This window comes from Ramlibacter cellulosilyticus (assembly GCF_014297465.1).
Taxonomy (GTDB): domain Bacteria; phylum Pseudomonadota; class Gammaproteobacteria; order Burkholderiales; family Burkholderiaceae_C; genus Ramlibacter; species Ramlibacter cellulosilyticus.
The window spans coordinates 528,403-551,410 of sequence record NZ_JACORT010000001.1 but is presented as its reverse complement, the minus strand read 5'-3'; the positions used below and the strand labels follow the sequence as shown (position 1 = coordinate 551,410).

The 23,008-nt window shown below is 69.6% G+C and carries 24 protein-coding genes and 1 tRNA gene; 6 read left to right on the top strand and 19 right to left on the bottom strand.

The window, feature by feature from the left end:
* Positions 1-18: 18 nt before the first annotated feature.
* The gene (locus H8N03_RS02690; protein ID WP_187074572.1) at positions 19-297 is read left to right on the top strand and encodes a hypothetical protein; all 279 of its coding nucleotides are present in this window, start codon (positions 19-21) and stop codon (positions 295-297) included.
* A 122-nt stretch (positions 298-419) separates the two neighbouring features.
* Positions 420-1,517: a hypothetical protein gene (locus H8N03_RS02685; RefSeq protein WP_187074571.1), complete on the top strand. Its 1,098-nt coding sequence runs from the start codon at positions 420-422 to the stop codon at positions 1,515-1,517.
* A 703-nt stretch (positions 1,518-2,220) separates the two neighbouring features.
* Here the strand turns inward: H8N03_RS02685 and H8N03_RS02680 are convergent.
* Complete coding sequence (locus H8N03_RS02680; protein ID WP_187074570.1) at positions 2,221-2,529, bottom strand: hypothetical protein; 309 nt, start codon at positions 2,527-2,529, stop codon at positions 2,221-2,223.
* Positions 2,530-2,970: 441 nt separating this feature from the next.
* Between H8N03_RS02680 and H8N03_RS02675 the strand changes: the two genes are divergently transcribed.
* Entirely contained in the window at positions 2,971-3,396 is a 426-nt protein-coding gene (locus tag H8N03_RS02675) for a response regulator (protein WP_187074569.1), read from the top strand.
* Between the two features lie 62 nt (positions 3,397-3,458).
* Here the strand turns inward: H8N03_RS02675 and H8N03_RS02670 are convergent.
* Positions 3,459-3,549, bottom strand: a tRNA-Ser gene (locus tag H8N03_RS02670).
* 44 nt (positions 3,550-3,593) lie between these two features.
* Positions 3,594-4,904, bottom strand: coding sequence for a serine--tRNA ligase (serS, locus tag H8N03_RS02665; RefSeq protein WP_187074568.1), 1,311 nt, complete (start codon positions 4,902-4,904; stop codon positions 3,594-3,596).
* A 59-nt stretch (positions 4,905-4,963) separates the two neighbouring features.
* Here serS and H8N03_RS02660 point away from each other — a divergent pair, with 59 nt between their 5' ends.
* On the top strand, positions 4,964-5,383 hold the full coding sequence (locus H8N03_RS02660) for a VOC family protein (protein ID WP_255428016.1): 420 nt from the start codon (positions 4,964-4,966) through the stop codon (positions 5,381-5,383).
* Here H8N03_RS02660 and H8N03_RS02655 read toward each other — a convergent pair.
* From H8N03_RS02655 to H8N03_RS02645, 3 genes are read right to left on the bottom strand one after another with little or no spacing between them, the layout of a single operon-like run.
* Positions 5,370-6,317: a threonine/serine dehydratase gene (locus H8N03_RS02655; RefSeq protein WP_187074567.1), complete on the bottom strand. Its 948-nt coding sequence runs from the start codon at positions 6,315-6,317 to the stop codon at positions 5,370-5,372. The two genes, H8N03_RS02660 and H8N03_RS02655, sit on opposite strands and share 14 nt — an antisense overlap.
* Positions 6,314-7,249 (bottom strand): 4-hydroxy-3-methylbut-2-enyl diphosphate reductase, encoded by a 936-nt coding sequence (gene ispH / locus H8N03_RS02650; RefSeq protein WP_187074566.1) that lies wholly within the window; start codon positions 7,247-7,249, stop codon positions 6,314-6,316. The genes H8N03_RS02655 and ispH overlap by 4 nt, the downstream gene beginning before the upstream one ends.
* Entirely contained in the window at positions 7,249-7,725 is a 477-nt protein-coding gene (locus H8N03_RS02645) for an FKBP-type peptidyl-prolyl cis-trans isomerase (protein ID WP_187074565.1), read from the bottom strand. The genes ispH and H8N03_RS02645 overlap by 1 nt, the downstream gene beginning before the upstream one ends.
* A 54-nt stretch (positions 7,726-7,779) precedes the next feature.
* Here H8N03_RS02645 and radC point away from each other — a divergent pair, with 54 nt between their 5' ends.
* A complete protein-coding gene (gene radC, locus H8N03_RS02640; protein ID WP_187074564.1) occupies positions 7,780-8,457 on the top strand; it encodes a RadC family protein in 678 nt (225 codons plus the stop codon).
* On the top strand, positions 8,448-9,092 hold the full coding sequence (locus H8N03_RS02635; RefSeq protein ID WP_435531651.1) for a Smr/MutS family protein: 645 nt from the start codon (positions 8,448-8,450) through the stop codon (positions 9,090-9,092). The genes radC and H8N03_RS02635 overlap by 10 nt, the downstream gene beginning before the upstream one ends.
* Before the next feature lie 130 nt (positions 9,093-9,222).
* On the opposite strand, the gene H8N03_RS02630 is transcribed toward H8N03_RS02635, so the two are convergent.
* From H8N03_RS02630 to H8N03_RS02570, 13 genes are all read right to left on the bottom strand, one after another.
* Positions 9,223-9,627: a group II truncated hemoglobin gene (locus tag H8N03_RS02630; protein ID WP_187074562.1), complete on the bottom strand. Its 405-nt coding sequence runs from the start codon at positions 9,625-9,627 to the stop codon at positions 9,223-9,225.
* Positions 9,628-9,648: 21 nt separating this feature from the next.
* Positions 9,649-12,171: an ABC transporter permease gene (locus H8N03_RS02625; RefSeq protein WP_187074561.1), complete on the bottom strand. Its 2,523-nt coding sequence runs from the start codon at positions 12,169-12,171 to the stop codon at positions 9,649-9,651.
* Positions 12,172-12,187: 16 nt separating this feature from the next.
* Positions 12,188-13,042 (bottom strand): formate dehydrogenase accessory sulfurtransferase FdhD, encoded by an 855-nt coding sequence (locus H8N03_RS02620; protein ID WP_187074560.1) that lies wholly within the window; start codon positions 13,040-13,042, stop codon positions 12,188-12,190.
* Positions 13,043-13,109: 67 nt separating this feature from the next.
* Positions 13,110-13,652 (bottom strand): hypothetical protein, encoded by a 543-nt coding sequence (locus tag H8N03_RS02615; RefSeq protein ID WP_255428015.1) that lies wholly within the window; start codon positions 13,650-13,652, stop codon positions 13,110-13,112.
* 24 nt (positions 13,653-13,676) lie between these two features.
* Positions 13,677-14,936: a formate dehydrogenase subunit gamma gene (locus H8N03_RS02610; RefSeq protein WP_187074558.1), complete on the bottom strand. Its 1,260-nt coding sequence runs from the start codon at positions 14,934-14,936 to the stop codon at positions 13,677-13,679.
* A complete protein-coding gene (locus tag H8N03_RS02605; protein ID WP_354005062.1) occupies positions 14,920-15,153 on the bottom strand; it encodes a hypothetical protein in 234 nt (77 codons plus the stop codon). The genes H8N03_RS02610 and H8N03_RS02605 overlap by 17 nt, the downstream gene beginning before the upstream one ends.
* Positions 15,150-15,767, bottom strand: coding sequence for a formate dehydrogenase FDH3 subunit beta (gene fdh3B, locus H8N03_RS02600; RefSeq protein WP_187074557.1), 618 nt, complete (start codon positions 15,765-15,767; stop codon positions 15,150-15,152). Before fdh3B ends, H8N03_RS02605 begins: the two co-directional genes overlap by 4 nt.
* Before the next feature lie 16 nt (positions 15,768-15,783).
* A complete protein-coding gene (locus H8N03_RS02595) occupies positions 15,784-18,753 on the bottom strand; it encodes a formate dehydrogenase subunit alpha (RefSeq protein WP_187074556.1) in 2,970 nt (989 codons plus the stop codon).
* 14 nt (positions 18,754-18,767) lie between these two features.
* Positions 18,768-18,977 carry a twin-arginine translocation signal domain-containing protein gene (locus tag H8N03_RS02590; protein WP_187074555.1) on the bottom strand — a complete coding sequence of 70 codons (210 nt, stop codon included), beginning with the start codon at positions 18,975-18,977 and terminating at the stop codon, positions 18,768-18,770.
* 215 nt (positions 18,978-19,192) lie between these two features.
* Entirely contained in the window at positions 19,193-19,813 is a 621-nt protein-coding gene (locus H8N03_RS02585; RefSeq protein WP_187074554.1) for a TorD/DmsD family molecular chaperone, read from the bottom strand.
* Complete coding sequence (locus tag H8N03_RS02580; RefSeq protein WP_187074553.1) at positions 19,810-21,897, bottom strand: 4Fe-4S dicluster domain-containing protein; 2,088 nt, start codon at positions 21,895-21,897, stop codon at positions 19,810-19,812. The genes H8N03_RS02585 and H8N03_RS02580 overlap by 4 nt, the downstream gene beginning before the upstream one ends.
* A complete protein-coding gene (locus H8N03_RS02575) occupies positions 21,824-22,462 on the bottom strand; it encodes a DUF3306 domain-containing protein (RefSeq protein WP_187074552.1) in 639 nt (212 codons plus the stop codon). Before H8N03_RS02575 ends, H8N03_RS02580 begins: the two co-directional genes overlap by 74 nt.
* Complete coding sequence (locus H8N03_RS02570) at positions 22,455-23,003, bottom strand: DUF3305 domain-containing protein (protein WP_187074551.1); 549 nt, start codon at positions 23,001-23,003, stop codon at positions 22,455-22,457. The genes H8N03_RS02575 and H8N03_RS02570 overlap by 8 nt, the downstream gene beginning before the upstream one ends.
* Between the last annotated feature and the right edge of the window lie 5 nt (positions 23,004-23,008).

Below are 23,008 nucleotides of genomic sequence, written 5' to 3'. Positions count from 1 at the left end.
GGCCATCCACTGCCGCCCATGAAACGCCCAGGCCGACTCGTCCCCATCGCCGCCGCCCTCGCGGCCGTCCTCCTGCTGGCGCTCTCCTGGTACCTGCGCTCCTGGGGCGGCGTGGCCTTCGTGGCCGTCGCCGCCGCGGGCTATGCCTGGTACCGCGTGCAGGTGGCGCGCGGCGAGGCGGCGGAACGCTTCTTCAGCGACGCCGGCGAAGACACGCGCCTGACCAGCTTCCAGGCCGGCTCGCCGAGCGAGATGCCGCCGCTGGAGCGTGGACCCGGCGAACCGCCCACGCACTGACGAGCCGGAAAAGCCCGCACGCATTGCGCGGGCCCTCCGACGCAGGACGGCGCCCCGGCCTGACACGGCCGCCGAGCTGCGGCTCCTATGTTGAGCTTATCTCGACACCAGGAGGCATCCCCATGGCCAAGCACACCTTCAAATCCACCGTGGCGGCGCTGATGCTGCTGGCCCCGGCCGCGGCCACCTTCGTCGCGCAGCCGGTCCACGCGCAGGCGCGGACGGCGACGGCGCCGCGGATCACCAACATGGCGCTCAACTCCGACTCCGGCCTGTCGCCCGGCGCGACGCTGCGCGTGCAGGTGTATGCGACGCCCAAGGCGAAGCGCGCGAGCCTGACGTTGGGCGACAGCGGCATCACCGTGCCGCTGCGCGAAGCGACGCGCGGCAACTACACGGGCACGTACGTCGTCCGCCGCAGCGACCGGATCGACCCGACGCAGCTCATGACCGCGCGCGTCACCTTCGGCGAGCGCAGCTACTCGCGCCAGTTCAACTTCCCGCCCGGGTTCCAGGCCCTTGCCATGGGCAACGCGCCGCAGCAGGCCCAGATCGAGCGCTTCGTCATGCGCCCCATCCCGCGGCTGGAGCCGGGGCGCGAGCTGCACTTCCGCCTGAACGGTGTCCCCGGCGGCGATGCCTGGCTGGACATCCCCGGCGTGATCAACGGCGTCGACCTGGCCGAATCGCGCCCGGGCGTCTACGAAGGCTCGTACACGATCCGCCGCCGCGACGACCCGGACGCGTTCCGCAGCGCGGTCGCCACCCTGCGCAAGGGCCAGCAGCGCGATACCGCGCGCCTGGACCTCAACGTGCGCGACGACGACTTCCGCGACCGCGACCGTGACCGCGCGGACCGCGACCGCGACCAGCGCGATGCGCGCCGTGACGGCGACGGCCGCTTCCCGCTCTCCATCACCAGCCACCAGAACAACGCCGTCGTGGATGCCAACGGCAACCTGGCGATCCAGGGCCGCACGGCGCCGCACGCCAACGTGCGCGTGCAGGTCGACTCGGTGGCGAGCGTGGGTGGCCTGCTGGGCGTCACCCAGCCGGTGGCGGACCAGACGGTGCAGGCCGACCGCAACGGCAACTTCAACGTGCTGGTCACGCCGCGCGGCCTGCCCATCCCGGGCACCCGCTACGACGTGCGCCTGACCGCCACCAACGGCAACCAGACCGCCGAGGAGCGGATCACGCTGATCCAGCGTCAAGGCTGACCACCGCCCCCTGCGCAAGCCCCGCCCCGGCGGGGCTTTTTCTTTGCCGGCGGGGAGCGGACGCCAACTTCGTCACGGACCGTCCGTGCGGGCGGGACGAACGGCGGCTCCCGGCCGAGCGAGCGGGCTTGCCCGCCAGCGCCCGTTTTTCGATACTTCTTGAAACAAAGTTGTGGGATGGCTGGTACAGCACCAGCCCGGAGGCCAGGGGAATCGGGGACCGGCGAAGGCGCCGGACCAGGGTGTCGTTGGGGAAGGCCTCGAGTGCAAGCGAGGTCATTGAGGGGAAAGCCCCGCGTTCGCGCGGGGCTCTTTTTTTGCCTGTCGCAAAGCCATCACAAATGCTTGTGGTTGGCACGTAACAGGGGGAATAATCCCGGCCGAGGGGGAGGAGGACATGCGACTGACGGCTTGCGAATGCCGGGCGGAGCATTACCACCGCGTCGGCCGTGCGATGTGGATGAAGGCGATCTGGACCCGACGCCTGTACCACTGCTATGCGTGCGATGCGTTCCTGTTGCTGCCGCCCGAGTCGGTGGACAGGAGACTGGACGGCAGGAACGGTTTCGGCTTCGCGCCGACCGAAGTCCTGGCCCACGAATCTGCGGGGCGGAGAACACACCGGCAGGAAAAGCCGGCCAGAAAAAGGGAAAGCCCGCCGCAAGGCGGGCTTTCTTCTTGGGGCGTGCCCAGCGCACCCGTGCTAACCCCGCGACGCATGCGCCCGCACGAGGTCCGGGATCGTGGTGCGCTGGAACGTGGGCGGAATGAACCGCGCGGACGCGGGTCGCGCCAGCCAGTTCGCGTCCTGCAGTTCGGCCAGCGCGAGGCCCGGCCTCAGTCCGACCTCGCCGCTCCCATCGACGACCGCCAGCAACTGCCCTCGTCCGGACACGTGGTAGACGCAGTGGGGAACCAGGGGCCCGGACGCCGCCAGGCGGGCCCCCAGCCAGAGGCGCACCGACGTCGGCGCGAGCCATTGCGCCTGGAGCTTCAGGAGCAGCGACGCCATGCTCGAATGCTCGATCCGGAAGCTGTAGGCCGGTTCGAGGTCCGGGCTGGCCAGGGGCTCGGAAAACGCGATCGGCTTCGAGACGTCCTGGAGGCCGAGTCGAACCGACCCTTGGCTCGCATGCCGGCAGGCGATGCGCAAGCTGCCGTCGGCCAGCAACTGCGTGCGGGCGCCATTCGCGCACCATGTTCTTCGGAGGGGATGCTTCGCTCGCAGTGGCTCATGGCAGGACCGTTCTGCTTGTAGGAACGTTCTGCGACGGCTGTAGGCCGGCGTGGCGGGCGCGGAGCAATTCACGCCCGCGTCGCCGTCGCGTCGCAGTGCCCCGCGATCGTGAACATCTTCTCGCGATCGACTTTCCCTGACCGGTGCGCAGGAAGCGTCCTACAGCGCTGCGAGGGGTGCCATGCAGTAATCGCCCAACCCAACGCTGAGCCGACAGTGCAAACCGAAGAGCAGGACATCCACCCAGGGGAAGTGTCGCATCCGCTGCGGGTGCTCGTGGTGGAGGACTCGGTGAACATGCAGCTCGCCCTGCGCGAGCTGGTGTCCGCGGCCGGCGATGCGGAAGTGGTCGGGGTCGTCCACTCCGAGACGCTCGCGATGGACTGGGCCGACGCCAACCGGGGATCGTGGGACCTCGCGATCGTGGACCTGACGCTGGCCGAGGGCGATGGCTTCAACATCGTCCGGCACCTCAAGGAACAGCAGGAATGCGGCACCGTCGTGGTGTTCAGCGGCTACGTGACGGACGTGATCCGGCGGCACTGCTCGGCGCTGGGGGCGGACGCCGTCTTCCACAAGACGGAGAGCAGCGATCTGGCGCGGTTCGTCGAGGAGCTGTCCGACCGGCCTGCGAGTTCGTAGCTCGCGGCGGGACGCCGGGATTGGCCAGGAACAAGAAGGCCCGCTTGCGCGGGCCTTGTTCTTGGCGGAGCAGGAGGGATTCGAACCCTCGATACGGTAAAACCGTATACCGGATTTCGAGTCCGGCGCATTCGACCACTCTGCCACCGCTCCTGATTCGGTTCGCGTGGTGCGAAGCCCGTTAGTTTAACCCAAGCTCAGGGCGCGAGCCGCTCCACCCCGCCGAGATACGGCCGCAGCACCTTCGGCACCGTCACGCTCCCGTCAGCCTGCTGGCAGTTCTCCAGCACCGCCACCAGCGTGCGCCCCACCGCCAGGCCGGAGCCGTTGAGCGTGTGCACGAGCTCGTTCTTGCCCTGCGCGTTCTTGAAGCGCGCCTGCAGCCGGCGGGCCTGGTAGGCCTCGCAGTTGGAGACCGAGCTGATCTCGCGGTAGGTGTCCTGCGCGGGCAGCCAGACCTCGAGGTCGTAGGTCTTGGCCGCCCCCGCGCCCATGTCGCCCGAGCACAGGAGCATCACGCGGTACGGCAGCTCCAGCTTCTGCAGGATCGCCTCGGCGTGGCGGGTCATCTCCTCCAGCGCCTCGTAGCTCTTGTCCGGGTGCACGACCTGCACCATCTCCACCTTGTCGAACTGGTGCTGGCGGATCATGCCGCGCGTGTCGCGGCCGGCGCTGCCCGCTTCCGAGCGGAAGCAGGGCGTGTGCGCCGTGAGCTTCAGCGGCAGCTGCGACTCGGGCAGGATCTCGTCGCGCACGAAGTTCGTGAGCGTCACCTCGCTGGTCGGGATCAGGTACAGCGCCTGCTGGTCCTCCGACGCCAGGCCCTCCTGCCCGCCCTTGCTCACGGCGAACAGGTCGCCTTCGAACTTGGGCAGCTGCCCCGTGCCGCGCAGCGTCGCCGCGTTGACGATGTAAGGCGTATAGCACTCGGTGTAGCCGTGCTCCTGCGTCTGCGTGTCCAGCATGAACTGCGCGAGCGCGCGGTGCAGGCGGGCGACCTGCTGCCTCATCACGGTGAAGCGGGCGCCACTGAGCTTCACGCCCGTGCCGAAGTCCAGGCCGAGCGGCTCGCCGATGTCGACGTGGTCCTTGACGGCGAAATCGAACTTGCGGGGCGTGCCCCACCTGCGCACTTCCACGTTGCCCTTTTCGTCCTCGCCCACCGGCACGCTCTCGTGCGGCAGGTTGGGGATGCCGAGCAGCAGCGCTTCCAGCTCGGGCTGGATCTGCTCCAGCCGCGCGGCGGACTGGTCGAGCTCCACCTTGCACTGCGCGACTTCGGCCATCACGGCATCTGCGCTCTCGCCCTTGGCCTTGAGCTGCCCGATCTGCTTGGACAGCTGGTTGCGGCGGGCCTGCAACTCTTCGGTGCGGGTCTGGATGGTCTTGCGCTCGGCCTCCAGCCGCTGGAAGGCCGCGACGTCGAGGTAAGGCTGCGGCGACTTGCGCGCTTCGAGGCGCGCGATGACCGAATTCAGGTCTTTGCGGAGGAGGTTGACGTCGAGCATGGGGTGATTTTATTCGGGGGCTTCCGTACCATGGTCGCCCCACCCCAAGGAGGACGCCCATGGCCATGCAGATCGATTGCTATCTCTCCTTCCACGGCAACTGCGAGGAGGCGCTGAACTTCTATGCCCAGTGCCTCGGCGGCAAGGTGACGACCCTGATGCGCTTCGAGGGCTCGCCCATGGACGGCAAGGAGCTGTCGCCCGAATGGAAGAAGAAGGTGATGCACGGCACCGTGGAAGCCGAAGGCGCGCAGATCATGGGCAGCGACGTGCCGCCCGGCATGGGCAGTGTGTCCGGCTACAACGGCATCACGGTATCGCTCTGGGTCAAGGGCGGCGTCGACCAGGCACGCAAGGCCTTCGACGCGCTCGCGGCCGGCGGCCAGGTGAAGATGCCGTTCGCGCCGCCCTTCTGGGGCGGGCACTTCGGCATGCTGACGGACAAGTTCGGCGTGCCGTGGATGGTCAGCTGCGAGTGAGCGAGGCCGGGTCGAGGTTGGCCCCGCACACCACCAGGGCCACGATCTCGTCGGCCTGCGGCACGTAGGCGCCCGATTGCAGCGCGGCCAGGCCCAGGGCCGCGGCCGGTTCGACGGCCAGCTTGAACTCCGTCCACAGCGCGAGCTGCGCCTCGCGGATGGCCGCATCCGGCAACAGCAGCGCATCGCGCACATGGCGCTGCGCGAGATCCCACGCGATCGCGCCGATGCGCTTGGCGCCCAGCGAATCCGCTGCGATGCCGCTCACGCCCACGTCCACCGGCGCGCCGGCTTCGCGCGCGCGGTACAGCGTGGGCGCGAGCTCCGGCTCCAGGGCGACGACGCGGCTGCGGTCCTCGAACCACGCGGCGATGCCCGCGATGAGGCCACCGCCGCCGACGCTCACCAGCACGCTGTCGGGGGCCTCGCCGCCCTGCTCCTCGATCTCCATCGCGAGCGTGCCGGCGCCGGCGACGACTTCCGGCTGGTCGTAGGCATGCGTGAGGAGCGCGCCGGTCTCGCGCTGGCGCGCGAGGCACGCCTGAAACGCTTCCGCGTACACGGCACCGGTCACGACGACCTGTGCCCCCAGCTCGCGCAGCTTCGCCTGCTTGGCGGGGCTGCTGACGGTCGGCACGAACACTTCGCAGGGCACGCCGAGCGCGCGCGCCGCGGCGGCGGTGGCGATCCCGGCGTTCCCCCCGGACGCGACGATGACGCCACTCTCAGGCACAGGATTCGCCAGCAGCCGGTTGTACATGCCGCGCGCCTTGAAGCTGCCCGCCACCTGCAGGTGTTCCAGCTTGAGCCACACTTCCGCGCACGCGACGCCCAGCGCCGCGCCCGGCAGCTTCCACAGCGGCGTGCGGCGCACGAAGCCCCGGCCGTCGGTCGCGAAGCGCTCGGCGGCGGCCAGGACTTCGCTGCGGTTCACAGCTTCAGGCCCTTGGGCAGCGGGAACTTGACCGTCTCCACGATGCCGTCCATCTTGCGCACGGACACGGCACCCAGGGCCTTGATGCGCGCGACGACTTCCTGCACCAGCACCTCGGGCGCCGAGGCGCCGGCGGTGAGGCCCACGCGCGAGCGGCCTTCCAGCCATTCGGCCTTCAGCTCCTGCGGGCTGTCGACCATGTAGCTCGTCACGCCCAGCTTGCGCGCGAGTTCGGCGAGGCGGTTGCTGTTGGAGCTGGTGGGGCTGCCCACCACGATCACCACGTCCACCTCGCGCGCCAGCATCTTCACCGCGTCCTGGCGGTTCTGCGTGGCGTAGCAGATGTCCTGCTGCTTGGGCTCGCGGATGGAGGGGAAGCGTTCCTTGACGGCGCGCGTGATGGCCGCCGCGTCGTCCACCGACAGCGTGGTCTGCGTGACGACGGCGAGGCGCTCGGTCTGCGAAGGCTGCACGTACGCGACGTCCGCCACGTCCTCCACCAGGTGGATGCCGTGATCGAGCTGGCCCATCGTGCCTTCCACCTCGGGGTGCCCCTTGTGGCCGATCATGATGAACTCGTAGCCTTCCTTCGCGAGCTTGGCCACCTCGATGTGCACCTTGCTCACCAGCGGGCAGGTCGCGTCGAACACGTGGAAGCCGCGCTGCTGCGCCTCCTGCTGCACCGCCTTGCTCACGCCGTGGGCGGAGAACACCAGCGTGGCGCCCGGCGGCACTTCCGCCAGGTCCTCGATGAAGATCGCGCCCTTGGACTTGAGGTCGTTCACGACGAAGGTGTTGTGCACGATCTCGTGTCGCACGTAGATCGGCGCGCCGAACTTCTCGAGCGCCCGCTCCACGATGTCGATGGCGCGGTCCACGCCCGCGCAGAACCCGCGCGGCTCGGCCAGGAGGATTTCGCCGGGAGCCGTCATCACAGCACTCCGATCAGGTGGACCTCGAAGGTCACCGGCTGGCCCGCGAGCGGGTGGTTGAAGTCGAACAGCACCGCGTCGGGCTGGCCGTCGCCGTCCCTGTCCTCGCCCAGCTGCCGCACGGCGCCCGCGTACTGGCCCAGGCCGTCCGGCGTGGGGAACTGCACCACGTCGCCCACCGCGTAGCGCTCGTGCGGGTCCCCCATTTGAGCGAGGAGCTTGCGCGCGACCCACTGCACCATCTCGGGGTTGCGTTCCCCGAAGGCCTCGCCCGCGGGGATCTCGAAGACCGTGCGCGCGCCTTCCTCCAGGCCCAGCAGGCGCTGCTCCACCGCCGGCGACAGCTCGCCCGCGCCCAGCGTCAGCGTGGCGGGCTTGTCGTGGAAGGTGTTGATGATGTCGCCCGCCGGTCCCGCGAGGCGGTAGTGCAGCGTGAGGAAGGAGCCGGGTTGCACCCGGGCAGCGGTGGAGGCCATGGAAGTCCCGATGATTGGCCCCTATTGTAAAAAGTCGGGGTGAAGGGGCTCGTGATGGCGCTCAAAGACCTCCCGCCGGACGCGCGGCCGCGCGAAAAGCTGCTCGCCCGGGGGCCGGGCGCGCTCAGCGACACCGAGTTGCTGGCGCTGCTGCTGCGCACGGGCACGCGCGGCCGCGGCGTCTTCCAGATGGCCGAGGAGGTGCTGGGACGCTTCCAGGGCCTCGCCGGCCTGCTGCATGCCAGCGGCGACGAGCTGCGCGGCGTCAACGGCCTGGGCGGCACGGCCAAGCGCTCCGAGCTGATGGCGGTGCTGGAGCTCGCGCGGCGCGCCGTCGCGGAGCAACTGAAGGCGCGCGAGGTCTTCGGCTCGCCCGAGGCCGTGAAAAATTACCTGCAGCTGCATCTCGCACGCCGTCCGCACGAAGTGTTCGCCGCCCTCTTCCTCGACGCGCAGAACCGCCTCGTGGCCATGGAGGAACTCTTCCGCGGCACGCTGACCCAGACGAGCGTGTACCCGCGCGAAGTCGTGCTCAAGGCCTTGCACCACCACTCCGCCGCCGTGGTACTGGCCCACAATCATCCCAGCGGCACGGTGCAGCCGTCCCGCGCGGACGAAGCCCTGACGCAGACGCTCAAGGCCGCCCTCGCGCTGGTGGACGTGCGGGTGCTCGATCACGTGATCGTGGCCCCGGGGCACGCGCTGTCGATGGCCGAGAAGGGATTGCTTTGAAAACGAAGTCGCTGCAGGACCTGGGTGCGATCCGCAGGCACCTCGCCGAGCAGGAGCGCGTCGCGCGCGAACAGGCGGCCCGCGATGCGGAGGCGCGCAAGCGCACGGAAGCGGAGAAGAACCTGTTCCAGCGCGCCGCGGGCAAGGTGGAGCCCTTGCGCCACCACGGGCGCGTGCGGCACGCGCCGGAGCCGGTGGCGCCGATTCCGGCGCAGCGCCAGCTCGATGACCAGCGGGTGCTGAAGGAGGCGATCAGCGACGAGTTCGACGCGTCCACGCTGCTGGAGGTGGACGACGCCATGAGCTTCCGCCGTCCCGGCGTGGGCATCGACGTCGCGCGCAAGCTGCGGCGCGGCGAGTGGAGCATCCAGTCGGAGATCGACCTGCACGGGCTGCGCACCGACGACGCGCGCGAGGCCCTCGCCACCTTCCTGCGCGAAGCGGTGCGCCAGGGCCTGCGTTGCGTGCGCGTGGTGCACGGCAAGGGACTCGGGTCCCCGGGGAAGACACCCGTCCTGAAGGGGAAGGTGCACAGCTGGCTGGTGCAGAAGAACGAGGTGATGGCGTTCGTGCAGGCGCGGGGAGATGAGGGGGGAGCGGGGGCGGTGGTGGTGCTGTTGAAGCCGTCGTCGTGAGGCGGCCGTGCATGCTGGGGTGAGCTTCGCTCAACCCAGCCTACGAGCGCTTCGCTCACCCCGGTGCACGATCCGGGGCGCACCGTAGGCTGGGTTGCGCAAGCGAAGCGGCGCACCCCAGCGATTCCCTTCACATCGGCGTGTTCCGCATCCAGTCCGCCGTCTGGAAGAACGACTGGTTCAGCCGCTCCCGCAGCTCCTGCGGCACCCCGACGTCCCCCATCGCTTCATCCATGCACGCGAGCCACTGGTCGCGCTCGAGGACGCCGATCTTGAAAGGCATGTGCCGCATCCGCAGGCGCGGGTGGCCGAAGCGGTCCGTGTAGTGCTGCGGCCCGCCGAGCCAGCCGCACAGGAACCAGAACAGGTTCTGCCGCGCGCGCTCCAGCTCGGTGCCGTGCGCGGCGCGCAGCTCCTTGTACCTGGGCTCCAGGTCCATCAGGTCGTAGAAGCGCTCGACGAGCGCGTGGACCTTCTCTTCCCCGCCGATCCACTCGAACGGGGTGGCGTGGGCGGGCTTCTCGGGGTTCTCCATCCCCCGATTGTCTCAGCGCCCCTATTCGGCCGCCTTGCGCAAGGTTTCCACGACGGGGCGGCTCAGCACTTCGCGCAGGCCCCACCAGCCGGCCGCCAGCGCCAGCACCGCGCCCGCGGCGGCGCCCGCGAGCGGCACGAGCGGCGAGGCGGTCCACGCGAAGTCGAACGCGTACTTGGCCAGCCCCCAGCCCACGATCGCCGCGACGCCGCTCGCCAGGAAGCCCGCGAGCAGGCCGACGCCGATCAGCTCCGCGCGCTGCACCTGCCGCAGCAGGCTGCCGCGCGCACCCACCGCGCGCATGATCGCGTACTCGCGCGCGCGCTCCTCGCGCGTGGCGGTCACCGCCGCGAACAGCACCACGACGCCCGCGGCCAGCGTGAAGCCGAAGAGGAACTCCACCGCGCGGATCACCTTGTCCAGGACGCCTTGCACCTGCGTGATGGTCGCGGTCATGTCCACGTTGGTCACGTTGGGGAAGGCGCGCACCAGCGCGTTGTCGAAGCCGCGCTGCTCCGGCGCGCGGAAGGCGCCCATGAAGGTGACCGGCACGTCCGGCAGTTCGGCCACCGGGTACATCACGAAGAAGTTCGCGCGGAACGAGCCCCAGTCCACCTTGCGCAGCGACGTGATCTTCGCCTCGCTCGTGGCGCCCGCGATGTCGAAGCGCAGGGTGTCCCCGAGCTTGAGGCCCAGCGTCGTGGCGATGCCCTCCTCCACGCTCACCGCGCCCTGCTCGCCCGGCACCCAGCGGCCGGCGACCACCTCGTTGTGCTGCGGCTGCTGCTGCGCGTACGAGAGGTTGAACTCGCGGTCGACGAGCCGGCGCGCCCGGTCCTCGGTGAAATCGTCCGGGCCGACGCTGCGGCCGTTCACGGCCACCAGGCGGCCGCGGAACATGGGATACCAGTCCAGGCGCTTCACGCCGGCGCCGCGCAATTGCTGCAGGAAAGGCTCGCTCTGCTCCGGCATCACGTTGATCACGAAGCGGTTCGGCGCGTCGGGCGGCGTGGCCTGGCGCCAGCTCGCGATCAGGTCCGTGCGCAGCAGCACCAGCAGCACCAGCGCGAGCAGGCCGACAGCCAGCGCGCTCGTCTGCACCACCGCATACGCGGGCCGCGCGCCGATCTGGCGCGTGGCCAGCACCAGCCAGCGCGGCGCGGTCTGCTCGTTCACCACGCGGCGCAGCAGCTTCACCGCCACCCAGCTCAGGCCCGCGAACAGCAGCACGGCGCCGGCGAAGCCGCCCACCGCGATGCCGCCCAGCTTCAGGTCGCTGCTCGCGGCGAGCAGCAGCGCGGCGAAGCCCGCGACGCCGATGCCCAGCACCAGCAGCGACGCCGGCTTGAGCCCGCCCACGTCGCGGCGGATCACGCGCAACGGCGGCACCTGCGCGAGCTGCAGCACCGGCGGCAGCCCGAAGGCGAACAGCAGCGTCACGCCCATTCCCATGCCGAAGGCGACCGGCCACGCCGTGGCCGCGGGCAGCGAGGTTTCCACCAGCCCGCTCAGGAGCATGACGAAGACGAAGTGCACGGCGTAGCCGAGCGCCACGCCCAGGAGGCTGGCCATCACGCCGATGACCGCGAACTCGAAGGTGTAGCTGAGGGCGATGGTGCGCTGGCTCTGTCCCAGCACGCGCAGCATCGCGCAGTCGTCGAGGTGCCGGCTCGCGAAGCCGCGCGCGGCCAGCGCCACCGCCACGGCACTGAGCAGCGCGGCGAGCAGCGCGACCAGGTTCAGGAATTTCTCGGCGCGGTCCAGCGTCTGCCGCATCTCGGGCCGGCCGCCTTCCAGCGATTCGACGCGCACGCCGCGCACCTCGGGCTTCTTCGCCTCGGCGTCCGCCCAGTCGGCGAAGCGCCGCACCTGCGCGTCCTGGCCCGCGACGGCGAAGCGGTAGCCGATGCGGCTCGCCGGCTGCACGAGGCGGGTGGCGGGCAGGTCGTCGGCGTGGATCATGACGCGCGGCGCGAAGCTGAGGAAACCCGTGCCGCGGTCCGGCTCCAGGGTGATCACGCGGGCAATGCGCAGCTGCGCGTCGCCGAGCAGCAGCGGGTCGCCCATGCGCAGGTTCAGCGACTCGAGCACGCCCGCGTCCACCCAGGCCTCGCCACGCGCGGGCGGCTCGGTTGTGCGCTGGCCGCGCGCCTCCGGCTGCGCCGCGACCTCGAGTTGCCCCCGCAGCGGGTAGCCGGCGGGGACGGCTTTCAGCGACACGAGGCGACTGGCGCCGCCCTGGGTCTCGCCCGCGCGGGCCATGGACGGAAACACCAGCGTCGTGACGCTGCGCAGGCCCAGCGCCTGCGCACGCTCGATGAATGCAGCGGGCGTGGGATGGTCGCTCACGACCACCGCGTCGCCCCCGAGTAGCGCACGCGCGTCGCGCGCGAGCCCGCCCTTGAGGCGGTCGGCGAAGAAACCGACGGCGGTGAGCGCGGCGACGGCGAGCGTGACGGCGACGATCAGCAGGCGCAGTTCGCCGGCGCGCAGGTCGCGGCGCAGGGTGCGCCAGCCGAGGGAGAAGGCGGGGAACAGGATCATGGAGGAGGCGGGAGGCTCAGGCGCCGACGGGGCGCGGGCGGACGGCGAGCTCGGGCTGCAGCAGCAGGCGTTCGCTGCCGGTGTAGCAGAGGAAGTGGCGGTTGGTGGCGCGCCCGATGGTGCACAACCCGAGGCGCTCGGCGATCTCGTAGCCCATCTGCGTGATGCCGCTGCGCGAGACCACGATGGCGACGCCCATCTGCGCGGACTTGATCACCATCTCGCTCGTGAGGCGGCCGGTCGTGTAGAACACGAGCGGTTCGTCGGGCGTGGCGGGCGGCAGGTCCTGCTGCAGCCACATCCAGCCGGCGATGGTGTCGATCGCGTTGTGGCGGCCCACGTCCTCGACGAACAGCAGCATCTGCTCGCCGCGGAAGAGCGCGCAGCCATGCACCGAGCCGGCGGACTTGTACGTGCTCTCCTGCAGCCGGATCGCATTGACGACGCCATACAGCTGCGCCTGCGTGAGGCGTGCTTCCGGCAGCGCGATGCCGTCCACGTCGGCCATCAGGTCGCCGAACACGCTGCCCTGGCCGCAGCCGGTGGTGACCACGCGCTTGGCCGTGCGTTCCTCGATGCGTTCGATGCCGCTGCGGGTCTTGACGGCGGCGGCGCCGACCTCCCAGTCCACGGTGACCGACTCGACGGCCGCCAGGCCTTCCACCAGCCGCTGGTTGCGCAGGTAGCCGAGCACCAGCCACTCGGGGTGGGCGCCCAGCGTCATCAGGGTGACGAGCTCGCGCTTGTCGACGTAGACGGTGAGGTCGCGCTCGGCAGGGATGGAGATGGCCTCGCGTTCGCCATGTTCGTTGACGACCTCCACGCCGCGGGTAAGCGGCGCGCGGGCCTCGGTCAGCACGGGACGGGTCATGGGCGAAGGCTACCGCAAATGCAAAGGCCAGCCGGGAGGCTGGCCTTCGGGGGGGCGGTGCGCGGCCTTACTTCTTGGCGGGCGCCGGGCCGGTGGACGGCTTGGCCGGCGCCATCTCCGCGGACGGCGTGCGCACGCTCGGCGGCGAAGCGGCGGTGGCGGCCGGCGAATGGGCGCCGGAGGTCTCCAGCGGCTTCTGCTCCGGCGGCGCGTAGGCGAACGGGCCGGGGTCGGCGCACGGCGGAATCGCCGGCGCAGCGGCGACCACCGCAGCCACCGGCGTGCCGCCGCCTTGCGACGCCGTCGCTGCGGTCGGCACGGGCGGCTTGGCCGCGGCAGCGGCAGCAGAGGCGGCGCCGGCAGGCGCGGCGGCGACCGGCGTCGCCGCAGGAGCGGCCGCTGCGGGCTTCGCCTGCGCCGGGTGGTTCGCCTTGTAGCGGGCAGCAACGCGATCCTGCGCCTTGCACAGCTGGTAGGCATCGACCTTGCCTTGCCACGCCGTCCTGGCGGCTGCCTCGGCGGCCTTGGCCTTCGCGGCCTCGTCCAGCACGGGCGCCGGCAGCTTGGCCGACACGGTCGCGGAAACGGCCAGCGCGGCCGCGGTAAGCATCCAACGCATCATCTTCTTTTCTCCTCAGGCGGGCCGCACGGACTTGCCCGTGTCGTCCGCGATGGTCAGCGGCTTGCTGCGCTGCGCCGGGATCCGGCCGGCCTTGATGTCCTCGTACCAGTAGGCGTGGTGTTCCTTCGCCCAGGCGTCGTCCACGTAGCCCTCGCGCATGGCGCGGTAGGCGCCGCGCATGCCGACGGTGCCCATGTAGATGTGCAGGAACAGCATGGCCATCATCAGCACGGCCGCGACGGCATGGACCATGTGCGCCACCTGCATGTCGCCGCGCAGGTATTCCATGCTGGGCAGCAGCTTGTCGAGGTAGAGGCCGGAGCCGACCACGATCGCGCCGAGCAGCAGGTTGCCCACCCAGAACATCCCCTTCTCGCCCGCGTTGAAGCGGTGGGAAGGCGCTTCCTTCTTCCCGAGCACGCCGCCGAGACGGAGCATCCAGGACACGTCGCCCTTCTGCGGCAGGTTGTCCTTGATGAAGGTGAGCACGATGATCACCAGCGACACCACGAACAGCGGGCCCACGAAGTTGTGGAGGTTCTTCAGCAGGTAGGTGAAGTAGCCGAACAGCGTCTGGCCGATGACGGGCAGCAGGAAGAACTTGCCGAACGCCATCACGATGCCGGAGATCGCCAGCACCACGAAGGCGATCGCGTTGGCCCAGTGCGCCGCGCGCTCGAACGGCGTGAACCGCTCGATGCGGCCGGGGCCGCTGCGGCCGTCCGCGTGGCCCATCGGGCCCTTGGCGAAGTAGAAGATCGCGAGCGCGACCAGCACGATCAGCAGCAGCGAGCCGCCGTACGGGATGATCCACGCGTTGCGCACCTGGCGCCACGCTTCGCCGGCGCTGACGAAGCGCGTGCCGGGGTACTGCACGGGCGCCTGGATCAGGTTGCCCGCCTCCGGCGCCTGCGACTTCGGCAGGCTGCTGTAGCCCTCCGCGCCGCGCTGCACGTCGCGCCACATCGGCGCGTTGTTGCCGGGCTGGACCGCGTTGCGCTGCGCGTTGTTCTGCTCCATGTAGCCCTTCTCGGACGAAGCGTCGGGCTTCACCTCGGGCTTCACGTCGAAGATGTTCTGGCCCTGGATGCCGCCGGGGGCGGCCTGGCCGGGTGCCAGGTCTTCGGGCACGACCTTCGAGGCGGCCGGCGCCGGCGCGGTCGTGGTCGACCCGCCGCCCGCGGGCGTGGAGGTCTGCGACTGCGCGAGCGCCCCGCCTGCGAAAGCGGCCGTCAGGACGGCCGCTGCAGCGAGCTCAAGGAACCTTGACATAGTCGTTCTGCCCGTTGACGGTGCGGACCTTCAGCTTCGACTCCCAGTCGGCCTTGTCGCCCTGCTTCCAGCCGGCGGCCATGAAGGGAGGCTGCTTGTTCGTGCCCTGCCAGGGCGCGGCATCGCTCTTGATGCCGCTGGCGGTCTGCTCGCGCTCGGCACAGCCGGCCAGCGCGAAGGCCGCGACGGCGGCGGAGAGGATCAGGACGGTCTTCACGACTTGCCTCCCGCCGGCTGGCCGGCCTGCTTGGAACCGTAGGCCGTGCCCCAGCCCCACACTTCCGCGCCCTTGCCGCGCTTGAGCACCCGGTTGCGGAAGATGTCCGCGACCACGTCGCCGTCGCCGGCGATCAGCGCCTTCGTCGAGCACATCTCGGCGCAGGCGGGCAGCTTGCCTTCGGCCAGGCGGTTGCGGCCGTACTTCTCGAACTCCGCCTGCGAGCCGTTGGCCTCGGGACCGCCGGCGCAGAAGGTGCACTTGTCCATCTTGCCGCGCACGCCGAAGGTGCCGGCCGCGGGGAACTGCGGCGCGCCGAACGGGCAGGCGTAGCTGCAGTAGCCGCAGCCGATGCAGGTGTCCTTGTCGTGCAGCACCACGCCTTCTTCCGTGCGGTAGAAGGTGTTGGTGGGGCACACCGCCATGCAGGGCGCGTCGGAGCAGTGCATGCACGCCACCGAGATGGAGCGCTCGCCGGGCACGCCGTCGTTGAGCGTCACCACGCGGCGGCGGTTCACGCCCCACGGGACCTCGTGCTCGTTCTTGCAGGCCGTGACGCAGCTGTTGCACTCGATGCAACGCTCGGAGTCACAGATGAATTTCATTCGGGCCATCGTGATCTCCTCTTTGTCAGGCAACGCGCTGCACGTCGCAGATGGTCGTCTTGGTCTCTTGCATCATCGTGACGCTGTCGTAGCCGTAGGTCGTGGCGGTGTTGACCGCCTCGCCGCGCACCACCGGCGCCGCGCCGTTCGGGTAGTAGGCGAGCATGTCGTTGCCCTGCCAGCGGCCCGCGAAGTGGAACGGCATCCACACCGTGTCCGGGCCCACCCGCTCCGTCACGAGCGCCTGCACGTTCAGCTGCGCGCCCGTGGGCGTCTTCAGCCACACGCGGTCGCCGTTCTTGATGCCGCGGTTGGTCGCCGTCTTCGGGTTGATCTCGACGAAGGCTTCCTGCTGCAGTTCCGCGAGCCACGGGTTGGACCGCGTCTCGTCGCCGCCGCCCTCGTACTCCACGAGGCGGCCCGAGCTGAGGATCAGCGGGAACTTCTCGTACACCTTGTCGTCGATGTTCTTCTGCTGCAGCGTCTTGAACAGCGTCGGCAGGCGCCAGAAGGCCTTCTTGTCGTCGTGCGACGGGTACTTGGCCACCAGGTCCGGACGCGTGCTGTAGATCGGCTCGCGGTGCTGCGGGATCGGGTCCGGGAAGTTCCAGACCACCGCGCGCGCCTTCGCGTTGCCGAAGGGATGCACGCCGTGGTTCTTCATCGCCACGCGGATCAGGCCGCCGGACAGGTCGGTCTTCCAGTTCTTGCCTTCGGCCGCCGCCTTCTCGGCATCGGTCAGTTCATCCCACCAGCCCAGCTTCTTGAAGAAGACGTGGTCGATCTCGGGATAGCCCGTCGTGATGTCGGAGCCCACCGGTGCCGAGCCGTCCTCGGCCAGCAGGTTCACGCCTTCCTTCTCCACGCCGAAGTTGGCGCGGAAGCAGCCGCCGCCGTCCATGACGTGCTTGGTGGTGTCGTACAGGTTGGGCGAGCCGGGGTGCTTGAGTTCGGGGGTGCCGTAGCAGGGCCACGGCAGGCCGAAGTAGTCGCCCTGGATGTCGTAGCCCGTCGCCGGGTCCTTGACGCTGCCCTTGGCCTTGAGCGTCTTCACGTCGAAGCTGCCCATGAGGCGCATGTGGGCCTTCAGGCGCTCGGGGCTCTGGCCCGTGTAGCCGATCGTCCAGTTGGACTGGTTGATCTCGCGCAGGATGTCCTCGGGCACCGGTTCGTCCAGGCCCTTGACCTTCTGCATCTTGTAGTTCTTGACCAGTTCCTTGCCGAAGCCGAGCTTGTCGGCCAGCTGGTACATGATCATGTGGTCGCTGCGGCTTTCCCACAGCGGCTCGATCACCTTCTCGCGCCACTGCAGCGAGCGGTTGGACGCCGTGCAGGAACCGCTGGTCTCGAACTGCGTCGCCGCCGGCAGCAGGTACACCGCGCGGTTCGGGTTCAGGTCCTTCGCGTCGCCGGGCATCGCCGCCATGGCGGCGGTGGCGGACGGATACGGATCCACCACGACCAGCAGGTCCAGCTTGTCCATGGCCCGCTTCATCTCCAGGCCGCGGGTCTGCGAGTTGGGCGCGTGGCCCCAGTAGAAGACGCCGCGCAGGTTGGGCGTCTGGTCGATCAGCTCGTTGCGTTCCAGCACGCCGTCGATCCAGCGGGACACCGTGATGCCCGGCTTGGTCATCATGCCGGGGTTCTCGAAGCGGCCCTTGATCCAGTCGTAGTCGAGGCCCCAGACCTTCGCGTAGTGGCGCCAGGAACCTTCGGCGATGCCGTAGTAGCCGGGCAGCGAGTCCGGGTTCGGGCCCACGTCCGTGGCGCCCTGCACGTTGTCGTGGCCGCGGAAGATGTTCGCGCCGCCGCCGGACACGCCGATGTTGCCCAGCGCCAGCTGCAGGATGCACGAGGCGCGCACCATGGCGTTGCCGATGGAGTGCTGCGTCTGGCCCATGCACCACACGATGGTGGAGGGGCGGTTCTTCGCCATCGTCTCGGCGGCCTTGAAGATCTCGGCCTCGGGCACGCCGCTCGCCTCGAACACCTTGTCCGGCGTCCACTTGGCCAGCACGTCCTCGCGGACCTTGTCCATGCCGTAGACGCGGTCGTTGATGTACTTCTTGTCTTCCCAGCCGTTCTTGAAGATGTGGTACAGGATGCCGAACAGCACCGGGATGTCACTGCCCGAACGGAAGCGGATGTACTGGTCCGCCTTGGCGGCCGTGCGCGTGAAGCGCGGGTCGCACACGATCAGCTTGGTGCCGTTCTCCTTGGCGTGCAGCATGTGCAGCATGGAGACCGGGTGCGCCTCGGCGGCGTTCGAACCGATGTACAGGGCGGCCTTGGAGTTCTGCAGGTCGTTGTACGAGTTCGTCATCGCGCCGTAGCCCCACGTGTTCGCCACGCCGGCGACGGTGGTGGAGTGGCAGATGCGGGCCTGGTGGTCGCAGTTGTTGCTGCCCCAGAGGCTCACGAACTTGCGCATCAGGTAGGACTGCTCGTTCGAATGCTTCGAGGAGCCGATCCAGAACACCGACTCGGGGCCGCTCGCCTTGCGCAGCTCCTGCAGCTTGGCGGTGATCTCGCTGTACGCCTGGTCCCAGGAGATGCGCTGGTACTTGCCGTCGACCAGCTTCATGGGATAGCGCAGGCGGAACTCGCCGTGGCCGTGCTCGCGGATGGAGGCGCCCTTGGCGCAGTGCGCGCCGAGGTTGATCGGCGAATCGAACACGGGCTCCTGCCGCACCCAGACGCCGTTCTCCACGACGGCGTCGATCGCGCAGCCCACGGAGCAGTGGGTGCACACGGTGCGCTTGACTTCGATGCGGCCTTCACCGACGGCCGCGCCGTTGTTGTCCTTGGCGCGCGCCTTCTTCACCAGCGCGAGCTGCGAGGCGGCGATGCCGACGCCGACGCCCAGGCCCGAGCGGCGCAGGAACGCGCGGCGGTCCATGGTGGGAATGGCCGTGGCCAGCCCGCGCTGCAGGCTGTGGACGAACGGCGAGCGCGCGGTCGCCTGGGTGGAACCCGTCTTCTTCGTGAGCAGCATGGATCTCTCCGAGGTCAGACCTGGGTGGTCTTGTAGTAACGCTTGACGTGCTCCGACACGCGATAGCCGCCGCCGTTCGCTGGCGCGGGCGGCGTGGTCTCGGCGACGGGGAGTTCGGGGGTGACGGTCTTGGGGAGCGTGGCGACGGCGGCGGTGGCCGCACCGGCGACGGCGGCTCCCAACACGAAGCCCCGACGGGAGGGCTTGGCCTGGCTTTCGGACATGTGGGTCTCCTGAAGCTCTTATGAACTACTCTTCATACTGTAGTAGAGCAATACGTGCACCGCAACGGAGCGTGCGCTTTCCGCGTCAGGGAAAACGCTAGGCGACAGCAGCCCGACAGGCTTTCGGCCTCAAAACGAGACCCAAAGGCCTAGGGAAATCGCCGTGCGACTCGATGGCGCGCGAGGGAATAAACGCGTCCCGCCCGCCACGCTCTTCAGGCGAGCATGTCGAAGCCCTGGGCTTCCACGTTCATGAACGCGCGCGTGAACTCCGCGAGCTGCGCGTAGAAGCGCGCCTTCGGGTGCGCCGTTATTGCATCGCACAAGGAACCCACCCACGGCTGCAGGTGTTCGGCGAAGAACTCGCTCTGGCGCGTGAGGTTCGCGACGGCGGCATCGTCGCCCGCGATCAGGTAGCGCATCACCTCGCACACGTAGGCGACGTGGTCCTCGGTCTCGGGCATCGTCGCCTCGTCGCGCGCGAGGCCCATGCCCGCGAGCGCCTCGCGCAGCCGGGCGAGCGGCTTCTCGTTGAGGAAGCCACTGAGGTAGTGCGAGCCGAACAGGTAGACCTCGGGCTTGCCGACACCGCCGAACAGCGCGTCGTACTCGTCGGCCACCTGCTGGTCCGACAGTTCGCGGGCCGCGCCCACGACCTGGCGCCAGGGCTCTTCGAGGAAAGCGCCTTGCGCCGGGGCGTCGGTCACGGCGACGCGCAGCGCGGACAGCAGTTCCGGCGGGGGCGGCGCGTAATAGAGCTGCGCGAGCAGCCCGTAGATCTCGGCCCGCGCGGTCTCTTCGTCGAGGGCGCTCGTCGTCTGCAGGGGTTCGCTCATAGATCGGTGATTCGGCTCTCGTCCTGCGCGCTGTAGATGTCGATCACGCGGCAGTCGCCGCACATCTTCAGGCGCTCCAGCGCGGGGCCCTGGAACATGGCGTGGCCGGCGAGCTTGCCGATCATCGCCTCGATGCCCTTGAGGGTGCCGAAGGGCTTGCTGCAACGGATGCAGGCGAAGGGCTTCGCCTCGTTCACCACGCGCGGCTGCTTGCGCTCGGGCGTGAGCAGCAGGCGGGGCTGCAGCGTGATCGCCTGCTCCGGGCAGGTCTTCGCGCACAGGCCGCACTGCACGCAGTTCTTCTCCACGAAGCGCAGCTGCGGCGCCGTCTGGTTGTCCTGCAGCGCGCTCGAGGGGCAGGCGCCGACGCAGGACATGCACAGCGTGCACTTGTCCTTGTCCACGTCCACCGTGCCGAACAGGGCACCGGCCGGCAGCGCGATCGCTTCGGGCTTCTTCTTCGCATGTTCGACGAGGTGGTCGAGCGCGAGGTCGAGCGTGGTGCGCTTCTCGGCGGACACGGCATAGCGCGCGCGGGTCGCGGGCGCGGCGCCGCGGCGGCGCGCGAGCAGCTTCAGCTCCTGGTCGAGGTCGCTCGCGCTGCGCGCCTGCAGCAGGCTGAAGTGGCTGCCTTCGTAGCCCAGGCCTTCCAGGATGGATTGCGCCACCTGCATCTGGGCCTGCAGGCCTTCGAGGTACTGCGGCGCCTCTTCGCTCGTCGCGAGCACGGCGACATGCGCGGCACCTTGGGCAACCGCGGTGAGCCACAGGTCGATGCCCATGCTTGCCACGTGCCACACGGACATCGGGATCACGTTGGCCGGCACGCCTTCGGCGACCCCGACGCGTGCGGCGCGGCCGAGCTCCTCGACGAAGGCCTGGCCCCGTTCCTGGCTGTGCAGAAGCACGACCGGCGCGCTGCCACCCGCCTTCTCGTAGGTGGAGACGAGGGTGCGGATCTTCGCGCCCTGCTCGTTCGCACGCGGATACGCGTACGTGAGCGCGCCCGTGGGACACACCGTCGTGCAGGCGCCGCAGCCCACGCACAGGCTGGGATTCACCTTGACCTGCTGGCGCGACTTGTCGCTGGAGATGGCCTCGGCCGAACAGATCTCGATGCAGGCGTTGCAGCCCACCTTCTCGTTGCGGCTGTGCGCGCACAGCTTCTGCTTGTACGCGAAGAACTTCGGCTTCTCGAACTCGCCCACCAGCTCGCGCAGCTTGAGCACGACGTCGAGCGCGCGCGGGCCGTTCTCCTGCTCCGGCGGCAGGTGGAAGTAGCCCTGCGGCGGCGCGTGCTGCACGAAGGACGGCTGGCGGCGCAGGTCCAGCACCAGGTCGAAGGTGTCCGTGTGCGCGACCGGCTCGCGCGTGAAGTCGATGGCGCCGGCCACGTCGCAGGCCTTCACGCAGGACCGGTGCGACTTGCAGGCCTGCAGGTTCACCTGGTAGTCCAGCCCGATCGCCTGCTCGGGGCAGGCGGCCACGCAGGCATTGCAGCGCGTGCACAGGTCCAGGTCGATCGGGTTGTCCTGCGACCAGGCGAGCTGGAAGGCCCCCAGCCAGCCCGTGAGGCTCTCGATGCGGCCGCCCACGATGGGATAGCGGCGCTCCTGCTCGCCGCTGCCGCCGCGCGAGAAGATGGTGATGTCCAGGGCGTCGCCGATCACATGCGCGAAGCGCTCCGCCTCTTCCAGCGGGCCGATCACGAGCAGGCGGCCGGCGCTCTTGTACGTGACGGTGGGGACCGGCTCCGGCTCGGGCAGCTTCGCGGCCGCGAGCAGCGCGGCCAGCTTGGGCATCGCGCTGCGCGCGTCCTTGCTCCAGCCGCCGGTCTCGCGGATGTTGACGAAGCGGATGGGCGAGACGGCCCCCTCCGTCTGCTGTCCGAGCTCGCCGAACAGGCGCCTTTCCTGGGTGCAGGCGACGACCACGTCATCGCCCGTCTTCACGGCCTGCTGGAACGCGCCCGCCTCGCGGCGGCACAGCGTGGAGTGCAGCGTCAGGTTTTCATCGAGAGCCCGCCCCAGGGCTTTCGGGTCCAGGGGCATCGTCTTGTTGCAGTCGCAGATCAGGGTCGGCATGGTCTTCGGCCGGCGGTAATGCTTGCGCGGTCCGGGTGCTGGACTGTGCCACGGATTCGGGCGCACCCGCATCGGGGCTTTCGCCCGCCGTGGGGGATTTGGCGTCCTTCTCCTCTTCCTCGTCGTCGAAGAGCTTCAGGAACTTCGCGCTGGCGAGCTTGCGCAGCATGTCCGGCGGCAGCGGGTCCGGCTTGTTGTAGTCGTCGATGTAGACGTCCAGGCCGTCCATGGTGTTGAAGTGCGGGTCGCTGAAGAGTTTCTTCATCGCCGTGTTCTTCACCTCGGGGGCGACGTCGGGCCGGGCAAAGCGGGTGAAGTCGGAGTCTTTCGTCAGCGCCTGGGCGTCTTCGAGGGTCGGTGGGGGTTCCGGCGCCGACTGGCCCTCACCCCTGCCCTCTCCCGCCAGCGGGAGAGGGAGCCCTTCCTCTCCCTCTCCCCTCCGGGGAGAGGGTGGGGGTGAGGGGCGCTCGGGCGCCGAAACCGGCTTCGGCTCCTCGGGAAGCTCCTGCCCCTTCCTGAGCGCATCCTTCCGCTGCGACCACCGACTGAAGAACCCCTCAGCCATTGCCTTCCCCCCGGCCGTACTTCTTCTCCGTGCTCACCGTCGCCGGTTGCCCGAACCGGTCTTCCAGCCGGCGGAAGCTGTCCGGGCGCTTGCGCTTCTTGGGCTCGGGGACGTAGTGCTGCTCGTAGAAGGCGCGCATCCACTCGACGACGTGCGCGGGCGCGGGCACCTGCTCCACGGTCTCCTGCGCGTCGAGCCAGCGGGCCGCCTCGTTGTAGCTGAGGGTCACGATCAGCGGGCGCGGGATGGGCTCGTCGGCGACGCTGGCTTCCTCCTCCATGCGCCAGAGCACGAACCAGCAGGGCGCCGGCGAGGCGACGTTGAGGTAGTAGCCCTCGGCCTCGTCGCGGTACAGCTCCACCCGCTGCGCGGGGTGGAGCCAGCGCTCGCCGTCGTCGCCACGGTGCAGCAGGCGCGGCTCCGTGCCGAACCTTTCCTCGTGGGGCACCACTTCCGCCAGCTCCCAGCGCCAGGGCTGCCACTGGCTGGACGTGGGCACCTTGCGCAGGACGACGGCGACGTCGAGGGCCGGCCGTTCCATGGCCA

What these genes read in the sequence shown, in the direction of transcription:
- H8N03_RS02690 (WP_187074572.1), top strand. Translation starts at nt 19, where the DNA reads ATGAAACGCCCAGGCCGACTCGTCCCCATCGCCGCCGCCCTCGCGGCC.
- H8N03_RS02685 (WP_187074571.1), top strand. Translation starts at nt 420, where the DNA reads ATGGCCAAGCACACCTTCAAATCCACCGTGGCGGCGCTGATGCTGCTG.
- H8N03_RS02680 (WP_187074570.1), bottom strand. Translation starts at nt 2,529, where the DNA reads ATGGCGTCGCTGCTCCTGAAGCTCCAGGCGCAATGGCTCGCGCCGACG.
- serS (WP_187074568.1), bottom strand. Translation starts at nt 4,904, where the DNA reads ATGCTCGACGTCAACCTCCTCCGCAAAGACCTGAATTCGGTCATCGCG.
- H8N03_RS02660 (WP_255428016.1), top strand. Translation starts at nt 4,964, where the DNA reads ATGGCCATGCAGATCGATTGCTATCTCTCCTTCCACGGCAACTGCGAG.
- ispH (WP_187074566.1), bottom strand. Translation starts at nt 7,249, where the DNA reads ATGACGGCTCCCGGCGAAATCCTCCTGGCCGAGCCGCGCGGGTTCTGC.
- H8N03_RS02645 (WP_187074565.1), bottom strand. Translation starts at nt 7,725, where the DNA reads ATGGCCTCCACCGCTGCCCGGGTGCAACCCGGCTCCTTCCTCACGCTG.
- radC (WP_187074564.1), top strand. Translation starts at nt 7,780, where the DNA reads ATGGCGCTCAAAGACCTCCCGCCGGACGCGCGGCCGCGCGAAAAGCTG.
- H8N03_RS02630 (WP_187074562.1), bottom strand. Translation starts at nt 9,627, where the DNA reads ATGGAGAACCCCGAGAAGCCCGCCCACGCCACCCCGTTCGAGTGGATC.
- H8N03_RS02625 (WP_187074561.1), bottom strand. Translation starts at nt 12,171, where the DNA reads ATGATCCTGTTCCCCGCCTTCTCCCTCGGCTGGCGCACCCTGCGCCGC.
- H8N03_RS02620 (WP_187074560.1), bottom strand. Translation starts at nt 13,042, where the DNA reads ATGACCCGTCCCGTGCTGACCGAGGCCCGCGCGCCGCTTACCCGCGGC.
- H8N03_RS02615 (WP_255428015.1), bottom strand. Translation starts at nt 13,652, where the DNA reads ATGCTTACCGCGGCCGCGCTGGCCGTTTCCGCGACCGTGTCGGCCAAG.
- H8N03_RS02610 (WP_187074558.1), bottom strand. Translation starts at nt 14,936, where the DNA reads ATGTCAAGGTTCCTTGAGCTCGCTGCAGCGGCCGTCCTGACGGCCGCT.
- fdh3B (WP_187074557.1), bottom strand. Translation starts at nt 15,767, where the DNA reads ATGGCCCGAATGAAATTCATCTGTGACTCCGAGCGTTGCATCGAGTGC.
- H8N03_RS02595 (WP_187074556.1), bottom strand. Translation starts at nt 18,753, where the DNA reads ATGCTGCTCACGAAGAAGACGGGTTCCACCCAGGCGACCGCGCGCTCG.
- H8N03_RS02590 (WP_187074555.1), bottom strand. Translation starts at nt 18,977, where the DNA reads ATGTCCGAAAGCCAGGCCAAGCCCTCCCGTCGGGGCTTCGTGTTGGGA.
- H8N03_RS02585 (WP_187074554.1), bottom strand. Translation starts at nt 19,813, where the DNA reads ATGAGCGAACCCCTGCAGACGACGAGCGCCCTCGACGAAGAGACCGCG.
- H8N03_RS02580 (WP_187074553.1), bottom strand. Translation starts at nt 21,897, where the DNA reads ATGCCGACCCTGATCTGCGACTGCAACAAGACGATGCCCCTGGACCCG.
- H8N03_RS02575 (WP_187074552.1), bottom strand. Translation starts at nt 22,462, where the DNA reads ATGGCTGAGGGGTTCTTCAGTCGGTGGTCGCAGCGGAAGGATGCGCTC.
- H8N03_RS02570 (WP_187074551.1), bottom strand. Translation starts at nt 23,003, where the DNA reads ATGGAACGGCCGGCCCTCGACGTCGCCGTCGTCCTGCGCAAGGTGCCC.